The organism is Nocardia seriolae NBRC 15557 (genome assembly GCF_007990715.1).
GTDB classification, from domain to species: Bacteria; Actinomycetota; Actinomycetes; order Mycobacteriales; family Mycobacteriaceae; genus Nocardia; species Nocardia seriolae.
This window is the reverse complement of the sequence record NZ_BJWY01000037.1, coordinates 1-15,038: the sequence shown is the minus strand read 5'-3', so window position 1 is coordinate 15,038 and position 15,038 is coordinate 1. Positions and strand designations below refer to the sequence as shown.

The window sequence follows — 15,038 nt, the reverse complement described above, 5'->3', positions numbered from 1 at the left end:
TTGCGCCCAGCAGCATGATTCTACATTGCAAATCCCTTGCAATATTGCACAACTCGAGGAAAACTGAACTCCTCAGCCGTTGGCATAGTCCTCATTCCGGAGTGGTCACCATGACGCTGTTGCCGTCGAAGGACCTAATTCTCGAAGCTTGCTCCGGGGCCATCCACGAGCCCCACCCAATCCTGTTGGCCGCCTACGAACTGGCCAGCCTGCACGAGGCGCGATCAACCGCGGATTCCGGCTACACCGCCGAAATCGACTGCTGCCGAGCACGATTGGTGCACGAAATCGACCGTTGGATCGCGGGCGCAACCCCCGACCCCGCCGCCGCGGCCTTCCTCCACACCGAAACCATCGGCACAGTCGTCGACCGCCTCGCCGAACTCTCCGTAGCCGCCCACGCCGCCCTGCGCCCAGAGTTCACCGACCTCGAACTCCAAACCGCCTGGCACCGCCTGGCACCGCCTGGCCGAACTCACAATCGGATACACCGACCTCGCCTTCGAAGTCTCCTCGGGCCGCCGCCGCCTGCCCGCCCACCCCGAGCCACCCCGGAGCACCCCATGACCGCCCTCCTCCTCCCCTTCCTCACCGGCGCAGCCACCGCAGCCCTCTGCGCCTGGCTACTCCACCACCTCCCCACCCTCCCAAAACCCGCCCACAGCAACACTTTCCCGCAGTCCCGGTGCACAGTAGCCACAATCACGGCGCGCCTGGAACGCGAAAGCCGCTCAGCGACAACCCGCCCCCGCCCCTCGAGCACCCCCGCCATCCACCGCAGATCTCACAGACCGTCGCCGTGATGCCGGCCGGGCCCGGTCCCGACCACTGCCGCACAGAGCACATCCCTTGTACGGTAAATCGCGGGGAATCTCAGAATCGGGCCGACGATGGTCGGCCTCTTTCCCGAACACACCAGAACCGCACTTCACCTGACCGGCGCGATGATCTCGATTCCCACCGGCGAACTCGCCACCATCCTCACCGCGCTGGCGATGCGACGCACAGGCCACCCCCCCGATCCTGGCCAACTTCGGAATCACCATGGGCGCGACCGCAATCACCGCACTCGCCCTACTCCTCACCGGCGTCGGCGGACACGAAACCTTCGGCCTCTGGGAGCGCATCGCAGCCTTCCCCGGCCTGATCTGGTCCATCATCCTGGGCCTAACCCTCCTCACCTGACCAAGAACCGATCCCCTGCCGGAAACAGCCGATCAATCACCGCAGCCAAGCCCTACGCCACCTGCACTCCGGTGATGAAATACGACAGCGTCACACCCTGTTTGCAATCCGTGTCAACCGACAACGTCGCGTGCGCTGGGACAGTCTCGCTGAACTGGTCCGTGACGGTGGTCGCAATGCCAGTGGTCTCCCCAGGAGAAGGCGAGGTTTTCAGGCAGGTAACTTGCCAAAGCACCAGATACGGATCATCGGTTTCGTTGGTGCACATGCGCGCCACACAGTTGACACCTGGAGCGAACTCCTGCGCGAGTGCGGGCGGGGCAGCAAACAGTCCCGACGCCATAATCAGAGTGACGCCCAACCCAAATACGCTGTACTGCTTCATGATTCCCCCTTGATGCTTTCGCTGGTGGCACTGCGAACCTCGGTTACGACTATCCGATACCAGCAAATCGATGTGGTTCCAGCGTTAACCGCGCCCAGAACGCCTTCGATCATCGATATCCCCCAAGAGAAGTGAAAGTGCCTGCCGTTCATACATACTCGAACCACCCGAGCCCCGCCAACAACTTCAGGCACACCCCACACCCGCCCGCCAGTGCGTCGGTTGCCCTCGGCCCACCATCCGTCGCGCCGAGTGCCGCTCCGCGCCCACAATCACCAGCAACAACCTTCCCCTCATCACCGAGTGGCACAATGCTGGGGCTTTCGTCTGATTTCGTCGCGACTTTTGTGCCACTCGGCATTCGGCAGGTCTGTGCGTTGCCGACGATAGGTCGGTGGGGGGATTTGGACTTCCGGTGTGCCGTGCAGGCGGGGCGATCGGCGTGACCTGCGCGGATCAGTGCGGTTGGGCAGACGAATTAGGTTGCCGGTGTTAGCTGCTGGTCCATACGGTTGCAGCGCGGTCCTCGGGTGACACCCAATCCTTACCGAAGAACCAGACGAGGCCGTCGCCTGCTGCGGCGAGCTCCAGCGCGACTATCTCGCCGAGCACCGCGCCCATGGATGTGGAATCCGCAGCCGACATCTCGATCCACCGACGGATCTCATCGACATCCAGCAGGATCTGCTCGCGGCAGTACACACTGATCCACTCGGCCATCAGCACACCCTGGATCGCCGCGCAATCGGCTGCACCCGGTGAGCGGTCATCGGCAGTCGTGGACGTTCAGCTGGCTTCAGATCGGCTCGGCTCGGGCGGACTGCGTTCGCGCTGTATCAACTCCCGAGTGCTCTCGGATGGACCTGGATCAGTTGGGGGCGACGCATACTGTCATGTCGAGTCTTGGGTAGACGATCGCTTTTTTTGGACAGGGGTTTTCGGTGGTGACGCCGTCGATCATGTCGGTGATGCGCTCGCTGGCGGGTGATCCCGCTGCGCAGTCGAGGCGATGTGGGTCGTTCACATTTGTCAGGTCCCAGCAGCTGCCGATGGTCATGTTGTAGGTGAAGCAATACAGCGCGAGGCGGAATCCCTCGTCGGTTCGGTGGTGGTAGCGGAGGGTGGCGTGTGGTCCGCACCGCTGATCCTGGGTGTCCGCGGTCAGCTGATACTGCTCGATCAGCCGGTATTGGGCGGCCACCGAATCGCACGCGACCGGTGCCCCGACCTTGCCCACCGCGTCGTACGACCCGCACCCGCCGATCTCCAGGCCCTCATAGAGATTGGGATAGGCCTCCGATACCGCGGGGACGGACAACCCCACCACAACAGCCCCGGCAACCGCCCCGATGATGCGGCTCAGCCTCATTCCCGTTCCTCCGATCAACTTTCGCCGACGCATCGAGAAGTAAAGCGGCGCAGTCGATCCACCCCTCCCGAGTTGATCTCACTCTAGTCCGCAGAGGGCGTGGTCTATCAGGGTGGAGGCGGTGGATTCTTGGGTGAGGATGTGGGTGGGGGTGTCGCCGAGGGCTTCGGACATGGAGACGACGGCGCTTCGGGTGGCGTCGGGGGTTACGCCGTTGAGGGTGATGTAGCCGGCGTCGCCGCCTTCGTGGCTCCAGTAGGTGCCGCCGCAGGCGAGGGGGCGTTCGGCTAGGCCCAGGCCGTAGCGGCCATTGGACCAGAACTGTTGGAGGTCACCGGTTACGGGGGTTGTTTGCTTCATCTCGGTCAGTTGGGAGGGCGGGAGGAGGCGGCCGGAGAGGAGGGCGCGGAAGAAGGTGTTTTCGTCGCGGGTGGTGGTGACCCAGGAGAGGGTTTCGGGGGCGAGGGGGATTTGGTCGGTTACGTCGGTGCGGGTTTCGGGGGTGAAGAGTTGGTAGGCGCGGGCGTGGGGGGTGGGGAGGGTGGGTGAGGTTCCGAGCCAATGGGTTTGGTCGAGCGAGAGGGGGTGGAGGATGCGGTCTTCGATCTCCCGATGGGCGGGGTTGCCGGTGACTCGTTCGATGATCATGCCGAGGAGGATGTAGGCGGTGTTGGAGTAACCCCAGCCCTCGCCGGGTGGGAAGTCGGGGGCGTGCGTCATGGCTCGGGCTACGAGTTGTTCGGGGGTGTAGGTGTTGTAGCGCTGTTGGTAGTACTCGTCCGGGGTGGTGTAGCCGGGGAGGTCGTCGTGGATTCCGCTGGTGTGCTGAAGGAGTTGGCGGAGGGTGATGCGGGTGCCGTCGTTTCCGTTGCCCTGCACCAGGTTCGGGATCCGGTGGGCGACGGTGTCGTCGAGGGAAAGCTTGCCTTCGGCTGCCAGTTGGAGGATGACGACGGCGACAAGGGTTTTGGAGGTGCTGGCCATGCGGAAGTAGCCGTCGGAGGAGACGGGGCCGCCGGTGGTCAGGTCGGCGGTGCCGCTGGTGGCGACCAATTCCCGGCCGTCGGGCAGGATTACGCGGGCCTGGACGCCGCTGATACCGAGGGCGTGGATGGCCTCGGTGTCCTGGCGTAGTTGCTCGGCGGCGGAGGGAGCGGACGGCTCGTCGTCGAGGTTGCAGGCCGCGGCGGTGAGCAGGGTGGCGATGCCGAGCGCCAGGGCGAGATGCGTGCGCAGCGTCGAAGTCATGATCAAACGCTAAATTCGCGAGCCGGTTCGAGGCATCGGGCGCGGGCCCGGAATCGCACTGGGGGATGTCCCCCAGGACATCCCCCAGTGCGACAAGGACTTACACGTCCACGATGGCCGCCAGCGGGGGCGTGCGGGCCGCGCGGATCGCGGGCCACAGGGCTGCCAGGACGCCCACGATGCCGGAGGCGAAGAGCATCAGGACGATCTGACCCCAGGGCACGGCAATGGTCGCGATACCCAGTTCCGCAAGGGTTTTCAGGAAGCCCACGCCGAGTCCGATGCCGAGGATGACGCCGACTATCGCGCCGAAGATGGCGATCAGCATGGATTCGAGGTAGATGCTGCGACGAACCTGCGGTCGTTGCATTCCGACCGCGCGGAGCATGCCGATTTCGCGGCGGCGCTCCACGACGGACAGGGCCAGGGTGTTGACGATGCCGAGGATGGCGATCACCACCGCCAGGGCCAGCAGGCCGTAGAGGATGGCCAGCAGGGTGTCGATCTGGCGGCCCTGGGCGCCCTTGAAGTCGTTGCGGTCCTGGACCTGAACGATCACGTACTGCTCGGTGGACTTCTCCAGATTCGTGCGCATGGCGGGCAGGTCGGCACCCGGCGCGGCCGCGACCAGGACGATGAAGCTGCTCTGATAGCTGACCGGAACGGTCTTCTGGTACAGCGCCATCGGCACGACCAGGTTCTGCAGCAACTGGGTGTCCTTGTAGATGCCCGCCACGGTGACCTTGTACTTCTTGAAGTCCAGGCTGGTGACCTCGACACTGTCGCCGAGCTTCCAATCATAGTCGGAGGCATAGGTTTCCGAGACCATGATGTCGTCGTCGCCGAGCTGGTCGGTGCCCTGGCGCATGGTGTAGTTGAGCACCTTGCTCATCGGCCCCTCGGGCGCGGTGCCGATGACCTGCTTGCCGTCGACCTTGAGCGCCACACCGTGAAACGCCACCACATCCTTGACCTGCGGCACCTGCTCGATGGTGTCGGTGGCAGCCAGGGGCACACCGATGATCCCGCCGGGCGGGCCCGCCAGGATGTAATCGGCCTTCACACCCTTGTCGACCAGATCGCTGACACTCGCCTTGGCCGAAGCGCCCAGCATGCCGATGGCCGACACCAGCATCAAACCCAGCGTCAGCGCGAAGGCCGTGGCCGCCGTCCGGCGCGGATTGCGAATCGCGTTGTTGCGCGCCATCTTTCCGACCGGACCGAACGGCCGCACCAGCACGGCGAGCCCGCCCACCACCGGCCGCGACAGCGCCGGTGAAGCGAACAGCACCGCGAGAATCAATGCGGCAGCGCCGATTCCGACCACCGAGGCCGCGGTGCCACCGGTGCCGCGCGCCCCGAGCACCACCAGCACCACACCGGCCACTGCAAGCACCGCACCGATAATGGTGCGCACCCGCAGCGACTCACCCGACGAATTGGCTTCCGAGCGCATGGCTTCCACCGGCGGCACCTTGGCCGCCCGCCGCGCCGGTGCGTACGCGCTGAGCACCGTCACAATGGTCCCGACGCCGATGGCGACCAGCACCGTGCGCGGCTCCAGCGCCATGGTCCCGGTCGGCAGCCCCAGCTTGAACGCGTTCAGCAGCCCGGACAGCCCGAACGCCCGCCCGACACCGGCCGCCAGACCCAGTGCGCTGCCGATCAATCCGACGATCAGCGACTCACCGACCACCGACCGCGAGATCTGCCCGCGACTGGCCCCCACCGCCCGCAACAGCGCCAGCTCACGCAGCCGCTGCGCCACCAGCATCGAGAAGGTGTTGTAGATGATGAACGTGCCCACGATCAAAGCGATCGATCCGAAGGCCAGCAGGAAGTAGTTGATGAACTTCAGCGCATTGCCGAGCTGCTGCTTGAAGTCGTCGCGCACCTGCTCGGCGTCCTGCACCTTGTAGCCGTCGGGCAACGCCTTCTTGATCTGATCGCGCAGATCATCGGCCTGCACACCGGGATTCGCGGCAATGTCGACATAGGCGACATGCAGTCCGTCGGTGAACAACTGCCGCGCCTGGGTGTCGTCGAACTGGAGCGCGATGAAGCCGCCGGTATTGGAGGCGTCGAGGTCGTAGATACCGGACACGGTGACATCGATATTGCCCTTGGACGGCACCAGCACCTTGGTGTTATCGCCGACCTTCAGCCCGGCCCGATCCGCACCGCCCTTGTTGATGGCGATCTCACCCGGCTGCGTCGGCGGCGTGCCCGCGATGTACTTGTCCGGCTCGGCCACCGCCTTCCCCGGCGGCAGATACGACTGCCCGATGGTCGGCGCGCCACCGGTCTGCACGGCATGCCCGTCCTTCAGCAGCACGACCGGACCGTTCACGCTGGGCGCGACGGTCTTCACGCCGTCCATGCGGGAGATCTTGTCCACCACATCGTTCGGCACCCCGAGCGACTGCGGCTCCTTGGGCGCCACCCGCACATCCACGCCCTTGGCCTGGGAGGCGAAGATGCCGTCGAAGGTGCTCTGCAAGGTATCGGTGAAGATGAACGACCCGGAGATGAAGGCGGTGCCCAGCACCACCGACAGCACGGTCAGCACCAATCGCACCTTGTGCGCGGCGAGATTGCGCAAGGCGACCTTGCGCATCGGGGAGGCAGACATCAGAGCGTCTCCAGCGACTTCATCTTGTCGAGCACGGATTCCGCGGTGGGCTCCCGCAATTCGTCCACGATCTGCCCGTCGGCCAGGAAGACCACACGGTCGGCGTAGGAGGCCGCGCGCGGATCGTGGGTCACGATCACCACGGTCTGCCCGAATTCGTCGACCGCGGCGCGCAGGATGCTGAGCACCTCGCCCGAGGAGTGCGAGTCCAGATTGCCGGTCGGCTCGTCACCGAAGATGATCTCCGGCTTGCCCGCCAGCGCCCGGGCGCAGGCCACGCGCTGCTGCTGGCCACCGGACAGCTCGCTGGGCCGGTGGCTGAGCCGGTCGCCCAGCCCGAGCCGCTTGACCACGGTGGACAGCCACTCCTCGTCGGGCTTGCGGCCCGCGATATCCAGCGGCAGCGTGATGTTCTCCAGCGCGGTCAGGGTGGGGACCAGGTTGAACGCCTGGAAGACGAAGCCGATCCGGTCGCGGCGCAGCGCGGTGATCTGCTTGTCCGAGAGCCGGGTGAGATCGGTGTCACCGATGTGGACCGCGCCGCCGGAGGCCGAGTCCAGCCCGGCCAGGCAGTGCATGAGGGTCGATTTGCCGGAGCCCGAGGGACCCATGATGGCGGTGAACTCGCTCCTCGCGAACTCCACCGTCACCCCGGCCAGCGCCCGGACCTGTGTATCGCCGGAGCCGTAGGTCTTCACCAGGTCGGTGGCGCGGGCTGCGACGGCGTTCGCGCCCTGCTCCAGGGTCACGGAATCCGAGACGTTCGAAGTCATGATGTCCAGTGTGTCGAGGTTCTGGGAGTCGTGCCATCCGGGATGTCCCTGATGACTGTCTCCTCACAGAGTCCACACAATTCGCCCGCGCGCACAGCCCTCAATTGACGGGGGCGGACTTCCACCAATCCAGCAGCTGATCGTCGGTGGCCAGGAAACCGGTGCTGTACATGAGGAACGCGTGCTTGCCGTCCTGCGAGTGGAACTCGGTCACCAGGCGCGGGCGCAACAGGCCGCTGCCGCTGATCTGGTAGTTCGTGTAGGTGGTGCCGTGCACCTTGATGTCGGTGCGGCTGTAGCCGGACAGCGCGTTCAGCGCGTCCTCGGCGTCGGCGGCCGAGCGGTACATGACGAAGCGGTAGGTCGGGCGGCCGACACCGCCGACACAGTTCCAGGCGACGGCCCAATTGCCCAGGTCCGGATCGCCGTTGCCGCTGTCGGGCAGGGAATGCTCGTAGGTCGAGCAGACCGCGCCCTGGTAGCCGGTGCCGTTGTTGATGTCGGCGTTCGGGTCGGCCTGCGGCAGCATCTGCGGGAAACGCCGGCTCAGGATCTGGGCGTCGGCCCCCGAGTGCTCCGGGACTCCGGCGGCCGGGTCGGTGGTCTCGGTCGGCGTCGACTCGTCGGTGGTGATCGGGGCGGGCGCTTCGGCCGTCGTCGAGGGGGTGCGAGTGCTCGCGTTCTCATCGAGCACGGAGACGATGACGGCGATCGCCAGCAGCGGCAACACCACGACGAGCGCCAGGCCCAGCAGGCAGCCGCGCAGCTTCGAGCGCTTCTTGCGCCGCGGTGGCGGAGGCGGAACCGGTCGCGGCGCGGTCACCGGGGCCTGGACGGTCACCGGGGCCTGCGTGGCCACCGGGGCCTGCGCGGTGTAGCGGGCGGTTCCGGAATGACGCTGTCCCGGAATAGAGTTCGGTTCGAACGGCGCGTTGATGGTCGCGGCGGGCGGCGGCGCGAACGGCGCGTGGGGCACGACCTGCGTCACCCCCGCCGGATGTTCCAGCGCCTGCAGAGCGGCATTCGCGAACTCGGTGCACGAATCGAACCGTCCCTCGGGATATTTCGCGAGGGCACGGGCCAGGACCGCGTCCAGCGCCTGCGGTAGTCCGGGCCGCAACCCGCTGACCGGCGGCGGAGCCTGATTGAGGTGACCGTGGATGATGCCCACCGGATGCTCGGCCGTGAACGGCACATTGCCGGTGAGCAGCCGGAACAGCGTGCAGGCCAACGAGTATTGATCCGAGCGCGGATCCAGCGGCTGCCCCGAAAGCTGTTCGGGCGATGCGTAGGTCAGCGTCGCGGTGAACGACCCGGTCTGGGTGAGCTTGGTGGCGTCGTCGCGCAGCCGGGCAATGCCGAAGTCCGCCAGGAAGACTCGCTCCTCGGCATCGACGCGCTCGAGCAGGATGTTGGCGGGCTTCACATCCCGGTGCAGCACACCCCGGCGATGCGCGAAATCCAGCGCGCGGGCGGTCTCGGCAATTATCCGGATCGCCTGGTGCGGCGGCAGATTCGCGGCCTCCAGCTGGGCGGCGTCCGGACCGTCGATGTAGCGCATGGCGATCCACGGCTGCTCGTCATCGATGCCGCGGTCGTAGACCGGCACGATGTTCGGGTGGTCCAGCCGGGCGATCCCATCGCCCTCGCGCTCGAACCGCCGCCGCACCTCGATATCGTCGAACGCCTCACGATTGAGCAGCTTCAGCGCGATGAGCCGGGGTAGTCGGGGATGCCGCGCCAGGTACACGGATCCCATGCCGCCCCGGCCGAGTTCGCGTTCGATCTCGTACCCGGCGAACACTTCCCCGACTCGCAGCACAAAGACCCTTTCGACCGACTCCTTCGGTTCGCGACCCTACGTGCCCGGCGCGGGGCTGTCATATGGCCAGGTCAACTCAGTTCAAGGGGGCGTTCTTCCACCACTTCAGGACCGAGTCCATGCTGCCGCTGATCCCGTCGGTGTACATGAGGTACTGGGTGCGCTTGTTGTCGCTGGTGAAGGCGGTCACCAGCCGCGGGTGGCTGTCATCGCTGAGCTGGTAGTTGGTGTAGGACTTGCCGCCGTTGGCGTCGGTCGACTTGTTGTCCGGGGTCAGCCCGCTGAGCACCGACTGCACGTCGGTGGCCGAGGAGTAGGCGAAGACGCGGTAGAAGGGGTCGCTGTTGTTGTTGCCGCCGTAGCAACGCCACTGCACCGTCCAGTCGCCGAAGTCCGGGGTGCCGTCGGTGGCATCGGAAGAGACCGGGGAGTCGGCCACCCAGCAGGTCGCGCCGTTGTAGCCCTTGCCACCGGTCTTGGTGGCGGGCAGCAGCTTCGGGAACTCCTTGGCCGCGGCGGCCCAGTCGATCTGCTTGTCGCCACCCGCGCCCGGATCCTGGACCGCCGAGATGGTGGGCGCGCTCTTGGTATTGCCGGACTTGCCCTTGCCCGCGGCGGCCACCACCGCGACCACCACGATGAGCAGCACCACCACCGCGAGAATGATCCCGATGATCAGCCCGGTATTGGACTTCTTCGGCGGCCCGGACCGATGCGCGGCGACCGGCGCGACCGGCGGCCGCTGCGGCGGCTGGGGCTGCCCCGGAGCCTGGTAGGCGTAGGACGGCGGCTGCGTGTACTGGTTGGTGCCGCGACCGGTGTAATTGCCGGTCACCGGCTTCGGCGGGGCCGGATTGACCGGATTGAGCTGCGTCGGAGCCGGATACGGCATGGCCGGGCCGGTCTGCGGGCGCGGCACCGCGGTCGGTATGGGTGCTGCGGTCGGCATGGGTGCGCCGGTCTGCGGCAGACCGGTCGGCATCGGCGCCCCGGTCGGCATCTGCCCGCCGGTGTACATCGGCATCCCGGTCGGCATACCGCCGCCGGTCGGCATCGGTGCCACCGGCATCGGCGGCGCGGTCCGGCCGACCAGCGGCATGGCGGGCGCACTCGGATTCGCGAGGGCGCGCCGGGCCGCGGCCGCGAAATCGCTGCAACTCGCGAAGCGGTCCTCGGGCCGCTTGGCCATGGCCGTGGCGATCACCAGGTCCAACGTCGGCGGCAGCCCGGGCCGCGTGGTCCCCAAAAGCGGTGGCGGGCTTTGCAAATGCCCCTGGATGACGGCGGCCGGATTGGTGGCCGAGAACGGCCCGTTGCCGGTGAACAGCCAGAACAGGGTGCAGGCCAGCGAGTACTGATCGGAGCGCCCGTCCAGCGCGGACCCGGTCAGCTGCTCGGGCGAGGCGTAGGCCAGGGTCGCGGTGAAGGTGCCGGTCTGGGTGAGGTGACCGCTGTCGTCACGCAGCCGCGCGATGCCGAAGTCGGTCAGGTACACCCGCTCGCCCTTGCCGCCGGTGGAGCGGGCCAGCAGGATATTGGCGGGCTTCACGTCCCGGTGCAGCACCTCGTTGCGGTGCGCGTAGTCGAGTGCGTCGGCCATCTCGGAGACGATCTGCACGGCCCGTTCCGGCGGCAGCGTCTGCGGATTCACGCTGGCGGCGTCGATGCCGTCGATGTACTGCATGGAGATCCACAGCTGCCCGTCCTCGAGCCCGCGGTCGTAGACGGTGACGATATTGTGGTGGTCCAGCTGGGCGACCAGGTCGGCCTCACGCTCGAAGCGGGCGCGGACCTCCTTGTCGAAGACCATCTCCCGATTCAGCAGCTTGAGCGCCGTCAGGCGCGGCAGCCGCGGATGCTTGGCCAGATACACCGAACCCATGCCACCCCGACCGAGCTGCCGTTCGATGACATACCCAGCAAAAACGTCACCTTCGGACAGCATGACGATCTCCCACTCTCCACTCCGCGTGCCAGGACCCACCAGCGCGCGAGGTACTACAGACGATCGGCGGGATCGTGCAAGGGCCGACCCGAAAACACCGAAACTGTAGCCGATTCGCGGCCTACCGAACTATCTACGCATCGTCCGCTAACGCAACACTGAACGTTTGCTTGTCGTCGCAGGTGACCCGCCCAACCTGTCGGTGGCCGGGGCTAGGCTGGCGCAATGCGTATTGGAGCTCACGTCCGCGAGGACAGCGACCCGATCGGCTTCGGCGAGAAGCTGGGGGCCGATGTCATTCAGATGTTCGTGGTGGATCCGCAGAGCTGGGACAAGCCTGCCCCGCATCCCAAGGCCGAGGAGATCAAGGCCAGCGCTATCGACGTGGTGGTGCACTCGTCGTATCAGATCAATGTGGCCAGCCTGAACAACCGGCTGCGCATGCCCTCGCGCAACGCGGTGGCACAGCAGGCCGAGGCCGCCGCCGAGCTGGGCGCGTTCGGGCTGGTGGTGCACGGCGGGCACGTGCGCTCCGATGCCGAGATGGTCGAGGGCTTCGTCAACTGGCGCAAGCTGTTCGAGCGGCAGCAGGACAAGGGCGGGTTCGCGGTGCCCATCCTGATCGAGAACACCGCCGGCGGAAACCACGCCATGGCACGGTATTTCGACGATATCGGGCGACTGTGGGACGCGGTCGGGGATTTCAGGGCCGGGTTCTGTCTGGACACCTGCCACGCCTGGGCGGGCGGTGAGGAACTGGTCGGGATCGTGGAGCGGATCAAGGCGATCACGGGGCGCATCGACCTGGTGCACCTGAACTCCTCGCGCGACGCCTTCGACTCCGGGGCCGACCGGCACGCCAACTTCGCCGACGGGACCATCGATCCGCAGCTGCTGGCGGAGGTATGTCGGACCGCGGGCGCGCCGGTGATTCTGGAGACGCCCGCGGAAGGTGTCGCCGAGGATCTGGCCTACCTGCGCGAGCACGTCGGCTGATCCTTTGCGATCCGGCTGATCCTGAACCTGTTTCGGCGGGCGCGGCGCTGGTGTCCTTGGGGTGGTTCGAATCCGGGCCACTCCATCGGGCGACAGGCCCACACCAACCCGGCGAAAGGCATTGCATGTCCGTCGATTACGCAACTTCCAAAATCACCGCCGTGCGGCTGGGCAGCAAGATCGGCGCGCGGATCGACGGCGTCCGGCTGGGCGGCGACCTGGATTCGGTGACGGTCCAGGCCATCCAGGACGCGCTGCACGAGCACAAGGTGATCTTCTTCCGCGGCCAGGAGCACTTGACCGAGGACGGCCAGTACGAATTCGCGCGGCTGCTCGGCGCGCCCACCACCCCGCACCCGACGGTCACCTCCAAGGGCGTCAAGACGCTGCCCATCGACTCCGAATACGGGCGCGCCAACAGCTGGCACACCGATGTCACCTTCGTGGACCGGATTCCGAAGGCGTCCATCCTGCGCGCGGTGCACCTGCCGCCCTACGGCGGCTCCACCACCTGGGCCTCCACCGTGGCCGCCTACGACTCGCTGCCCGAGCCGCTGAAGGCGCTGGTCGAGAATCTGCGCGCGCGGCACACCAATGCCTACGACTACGCCGCCGACCGCACCGAGGTCGCGCGGGGCGAGAACTCGCAGGTGACCGCGAACATCAAGGCCTACCGCGAGGAATTCGAATCCTCCTACTACGAGACCGAGCACCCGGTCGTGCGCGTGCACCCGGTCACCGGCGAACGCGCCCTGCTGCTCGGCCATTTCGTGAAGAACTTCGTCGGCTTCTCCGCCGCCGAATCCCAGGCCCTGTTCCAACTCCTCCAGAACCGCGTCACCCGCCTGGAGAACACCACCCGCTGGAACTGGCAGCTCGGCGACGTCGCGATCTGGGACAACCGCGCCACCCAGCACTACGCCATCGACGACTACGACGGCCAACCCCGCCGCCTCACCCGCATCACCCTCGCGGGCGACGTCCCGGTCGACGTGCACGGCAACCCCAGCACCGTCATCACGGGCAATGCCGAGCACTACTCGATCATCGAGCAGGTCGCACCCCGCGCCGCCTGAGTCCCGTTGGTCGCGGTGCACTTACGCACACCGTGACCGACGGCCCGGCCGGTGCGACGGACACCTCTCTCGTCCGTCGCACCGGCTTTGTCGTTTTCACACACTTTGTCGCCCTTGAGCCCTCCAACCGACGGCATTGTGTGCTGCACCATAATGGTTCGCGGCCCGTCTCGTTCTGGACTGAGCGGAGCGGGGGAGCGAAGCGGAGGAGCGGAGGGAGGGAAGAACGAGACCTCCAGGGCCGCGAACCCGCCCGTAGCGAAGCGGAGGGCAAATTGGACACAGCGATTCGGCCGCTCGATGGCGTGCGCGTTCTGGAGCTGGGTAACTACGTCGCCGCGCCGACGGCGGGGCGGATGCTCGGCGACTTCGGGGCCGAGGTGATCAAGGTGGAGCGGCCGAAAAGCGGTGATGAGCTGCGAAATTGGCGGTTGTACGGCGGGGATACCTCGATGCTGTACCGGACCGTCAACCGGAACAAGAAGTCGATCACGCTGGATCTGCGGAGCGAGGCGGGGCGCAAGATCGTGCTCGAGCTGATCGAGCAGTGCGATGTGCTGCTCGAGAACTTCCGGCCGGGGATGCTCGAGAAGTGGGGACTCGGGCCGGAGGTGCTCAACGCGGTCAATCCGAATCTGGTGATCACGCGGATCTCGGCCTACGGGCAGACCGGGCCGCTCTCACAGCGGCCGGGATTCGCGGCCGTGGCCGAGGCGGTCGGCGGGCTGCGCGAGCTGGTCGGTGATCCGGATCGGCCGCCGGTGCGGGTGGGCGTCTCGATCGGCGACTCGATCGCGGGGATCTACGCGGCGTTCGGGACCGTGATGGCCCTGTTCCAGCGGGAGCGGGTGGCGCGGGTTCCCTTGGAGCAGCGCATCATCGACGTGGCGCTCAACGAGTCCATCCTGTCGGTCATGGAATCACTGGTGCCCGACTATCTCGCCTACGGCATCAACCGCGAGCGGGTCGGCGGGCGAATGGAGGGCATCGCGCCCAGCAACGCCTACCCGACCAGCGACGGCTACAGCATCATCATCGGCGGCAACGGCGACGCCATCTTCCAGCGCTACATGGCCGTCATCGAGCGCCCGGACCTGGCCGCCGACTCGGAACTCCAGGACAATGCCGGGCGCTGGCGCAATCGCGAACGGCTCGACGCCTCGATCGCGGAGTGGACCCGGCTGCGCACCCGCGAACAGGCGTTGAAGGTGCTCGAGGAGGCCGCGATTCCGTGCGGGCCCATCTACACCGCCGCCGATATCGTCGACGACGAGCAGTACAAGGCGCGCAATATGATCCAGCCCTTCCGGGTGGACGTGGGCGAGCCCGAGCCCAAGGAGGTCGGGTTCCCCGGCATCGTCCCGGTCATCGGCGGGCAGTCGCTGCCCATCCGCAATGTCGGACCCGACCTGGGCGAACACACCCGCGAGGTGCTCACCGGACTGCTCGGCATGACCGATGCCGAAATCGATGCGCTGGAGGCGAACTCATGAGTCTGCGGGATGTGACACTGCGCGACGGGCTGCAGCTCACCGGGAAGGTGCTGCCCACCGAGCGCAAGGTGGAGATCGCGCGCCGTCTGCTCGCGCTGGGCGTGCCCTAATACT

General features: G+C 66.6%; 13 protein-coding genes and 1 pseudogene. 6 read left to right on the top strand and 8 right to left on the bottom strand.

Translation table 11 applies throughout. From position 1 onward, the window contains the following. Positions 1–14: 14 nt before the first annotated feature. The gene (locus tag NS2_RS14025; RefSeq protein WP_306455144.1) at positions 15–803 is read left to right on the top strand and encodes a DUF4254 domain-containing protein; all 789 of its coding nucleotides are present in this window, start codon (positions 15–17) and stop codon (positions 801–803) included. 241 nt (positions 804–1,044) lie between these two features. Beyond that, positions 1,045–1,185, top strand: a complete 141-nt coding sequence (locus NS2_RS36010) for a hypothetical protein (RefSeq protein ID WP_155239206.1) — start codon at positions 1,045–1,047, stop codon at positions 1,183–1,185. A 52-nt stretch (positions 1,186–1,237) separates the two neighbouring features. Here the strand turns inward: NS2_RS36010 and NS2_RS14020 are convergent, their stop codons facing one another. The 8 genes from NS2_RS14020 to NS2_RS13985 all read right to left on the bottom strand — a co-directional run bounded on the left by NS2_RS14020 (position 1,238) and on the right by NS2_RS13985 (position 11,359). Beyond that, positions 1,238–1,570: a hypothetical protein gene (locus tag NS2_RS14020; protein WP_033090917.1), complete on the bottom strand. Its 333-nt coding sequence runs from the start codon at positions 1,568–1,570 to the stop codon at positions 1,238–1,240. Positions 1,571–2,062: 492 nt separating this feature from the next. Continuing rightward, positions 2,063–2,290: a hypothetical protein gene (locus tag NS2_RS14015; protein WP_143161446.1), complete on the bottom strand. Its 228-nt coding sequence runs from the start codon at positions 2,288–2,290 to the stop codon at positions 2,063–2,065. A gap of 148 nt (positions 2,291–2,438) precedes the next feature. After that, the gene (locus tag NS2_RS14010) at positions 2,439–2,939 is read right to left on the bottom strand and encodes a hypothetical protein (protein WP_036550768.1); all 501 of its coding nucleotides are present in this window, start codon (positions 2,937–2,939) and stop codon (positions 2,439–2,441) included. A 78-nt stretch (positions 2,940–3,017) separates the two neighbouring features. After that, the gene (locus NS2_RS14005) at positions 3,018–4,187 is read right to left on the bottom strand and encodes a serine hydrolase domain-containing protein (RefSeq protein WP_045439990.1); all 1,170 of its coding nucleotides are present in this window, start codon (positions 4,185–4,187) and stop codon (positions 3,018–3,020) included. A gap of 100 nt (positions 4,188–4,287) precedes the next feature. Next, complete coding sequence (locus tag NS2_RS14000) at positions 4,288–6,819, bottom strand: ABC transporter permease (protein ID WP_230464146.1); 2,532 nt, start codon at positions 6,817–6,819, stop codon at positions 4,288–4,290. Then, positions 6,819–7,592, bottom strand: a complete 774-nt coding sequence (locus tag NS2_RS13995) for an ABC transporter ATP-binding protein (protein ID WP_045439987.1) — start codon at positions 7,590–7,592, stop codon at positions 6,819–6,821. Before NS2_RS13995 ends, NS2_RS14000 begins: the two co-directional genes overlap by 1 nt. A 100-nt stretch (positions 7,593–7,692) precedes the next feature. Next, entirely contained in the window at positions 7,693–9,414 is a 1,722-nt protein-coding gene (locus NS2_RS13990) for a serine/threonine-protein kinase (RefSeq protein WP_033090913.1), read from the bottom strand. Between the two features lie 76 nt (positions 9,415–9,490). Continuing rightward, a complete protein-coding gene (locus NS2_RS13985) occupies positions 9,491–11,359 on the bottom strand; it encodes a serine/threonine-protein kinase (protein ID WP_033090912.1) in 1,869 nt (622 codons plus the stop codon). Between the two features lie 225 nt (positions 11,360–11,584). Between NS2_RS13985 and NS2_RS13980 the strand changes: the two genes are divergently transcribed. The 4 genes and pseudogenes from NS2_RS13980 to NS2_RS13965 all read left to right on the top strand — a co-directional run. After that, positions 11,585–12,355, top strand: coding sequence for a deoxyribonuclease IV (locus tag NS2_RS13980; protein WP_033090911.1), 771 nt, complete (start codon positions 11,585–11,587; stop codon positions 12,353–12,355). Positions 12,356–12,480: 125 nt separating this feature from the next. Next, positions 12,481–13,431 carry a TauD/TfdA dioxygenase family protein gene (locus NS2_RS13975; protein WP_036550773.1) on the top strand — a complete coding sequence of 317 codons (951 nt, stop codon included), beginning with the start codon at positions 12,481–12,483 and terminating at the stop codon, positions 13,429–13,431. A 275-nt stretch (positions 13,432–13,706) separates the two neighbouring features. Next, positions 13,707–14,924 carry a CaiB/BaiF CoA transferase family protein gene (locus NS2_RS13970; protein ID WP_033090909.1) on the top strand — a complete coding sequence of 406 codons (1,218 nt, stop codon included), beginning with the start codon at positions 13,707–13,709 and terminating at the stop codon, positions 14,922–14,924. Then, a pseudogene (locus NS2_RS13965) lies at positions 14,921–15,031 on the top strand (hydroxymethylglutaryl-CoA lyase); the annotation flags it as partial. The gene NS2_RS13970 and the pseudogene NS2_RS13965, both read left to right, overlap by 4 nt. Between the last annotated feature and the right edge of the window lie 7 nt (positions 15,032–15,038).

Coding starts and splice junctions, on each gene's coding strand:
- NS2_RS14025 (WP_306455144.1), top strand. CDS start 15: ATGATTCTACATTGCAAATCCCTTGCAATATTGCACAACTCGAGGAAA.
- NS2_RS36010 (WP_155239206.1), top strand. CDS start 1,045: ATGGGCGCGACCGCAATCACCGCACTCGCCCTACTCCTCACCGGCGTC.
- NS2_RS14020 (WP_033090917.1), bottom strand. CDS start 1,570: ATGAAGCAGTACAGCGTATTTGGGTTGGGCGTCACTCTGATTATGGCG.
- NS2_RS14015 (WP_143161446.1), bottom strand. CDS start 2,290: ATGGCCGAGTGGATCAGTGTGTACTGCCGCGAGCAGATCCTGCTGGAT.
- NS2_RS14010 (WP_036550768.1), bottom strand. CDS start 2,939: ATGAGGCTGAGCCGCATCATCGGGGCGGTTGCCGGGGCTGTTGTGGTG.
- NS2_RS14005 (WP_045439990.1), bottom strand. CDS start 4,187: ATGACTTCGACGCTGCGCACGCATCTCGCCCTGGCGCTCGGCATCGCC.
- NS2_RS14000 (WP_230464146.1), bottom strand. CDS start 6,819: ATGTCTGCCTCCCCGATGCGCAAGGTCGCCTTGCGCAATCTCGCCGCG.
- NS2_RS13995 (WP_045439987.1), bottom strand. CDS start 7,592: ATGACTTCGAACGTCTCGGATTCCGTGACCCTGGAGCAGGGCGCGAAC.
- NS2_RS13985 (WP_033090912.1), bottom strand. CDS start 11,359: ATGCTGTCCGAAGGTGACGTTTTTGCTGGGTATGTCATCGAACGGCAG.
- NS2_RS13980 (WP_033090911.1), top strand. CDS start 11,585: ATGCGTATTGGAGCTCACGTCCGCGAGGACAGCGACCCGATCGGCTTC.
- NS2_RS13975 (WP_036550773.1), top strand. CDS start 12,481: ATGTCCGTCGATTACGCAACTTCCAAAATCACCGCCGTGCGGCTGGGC.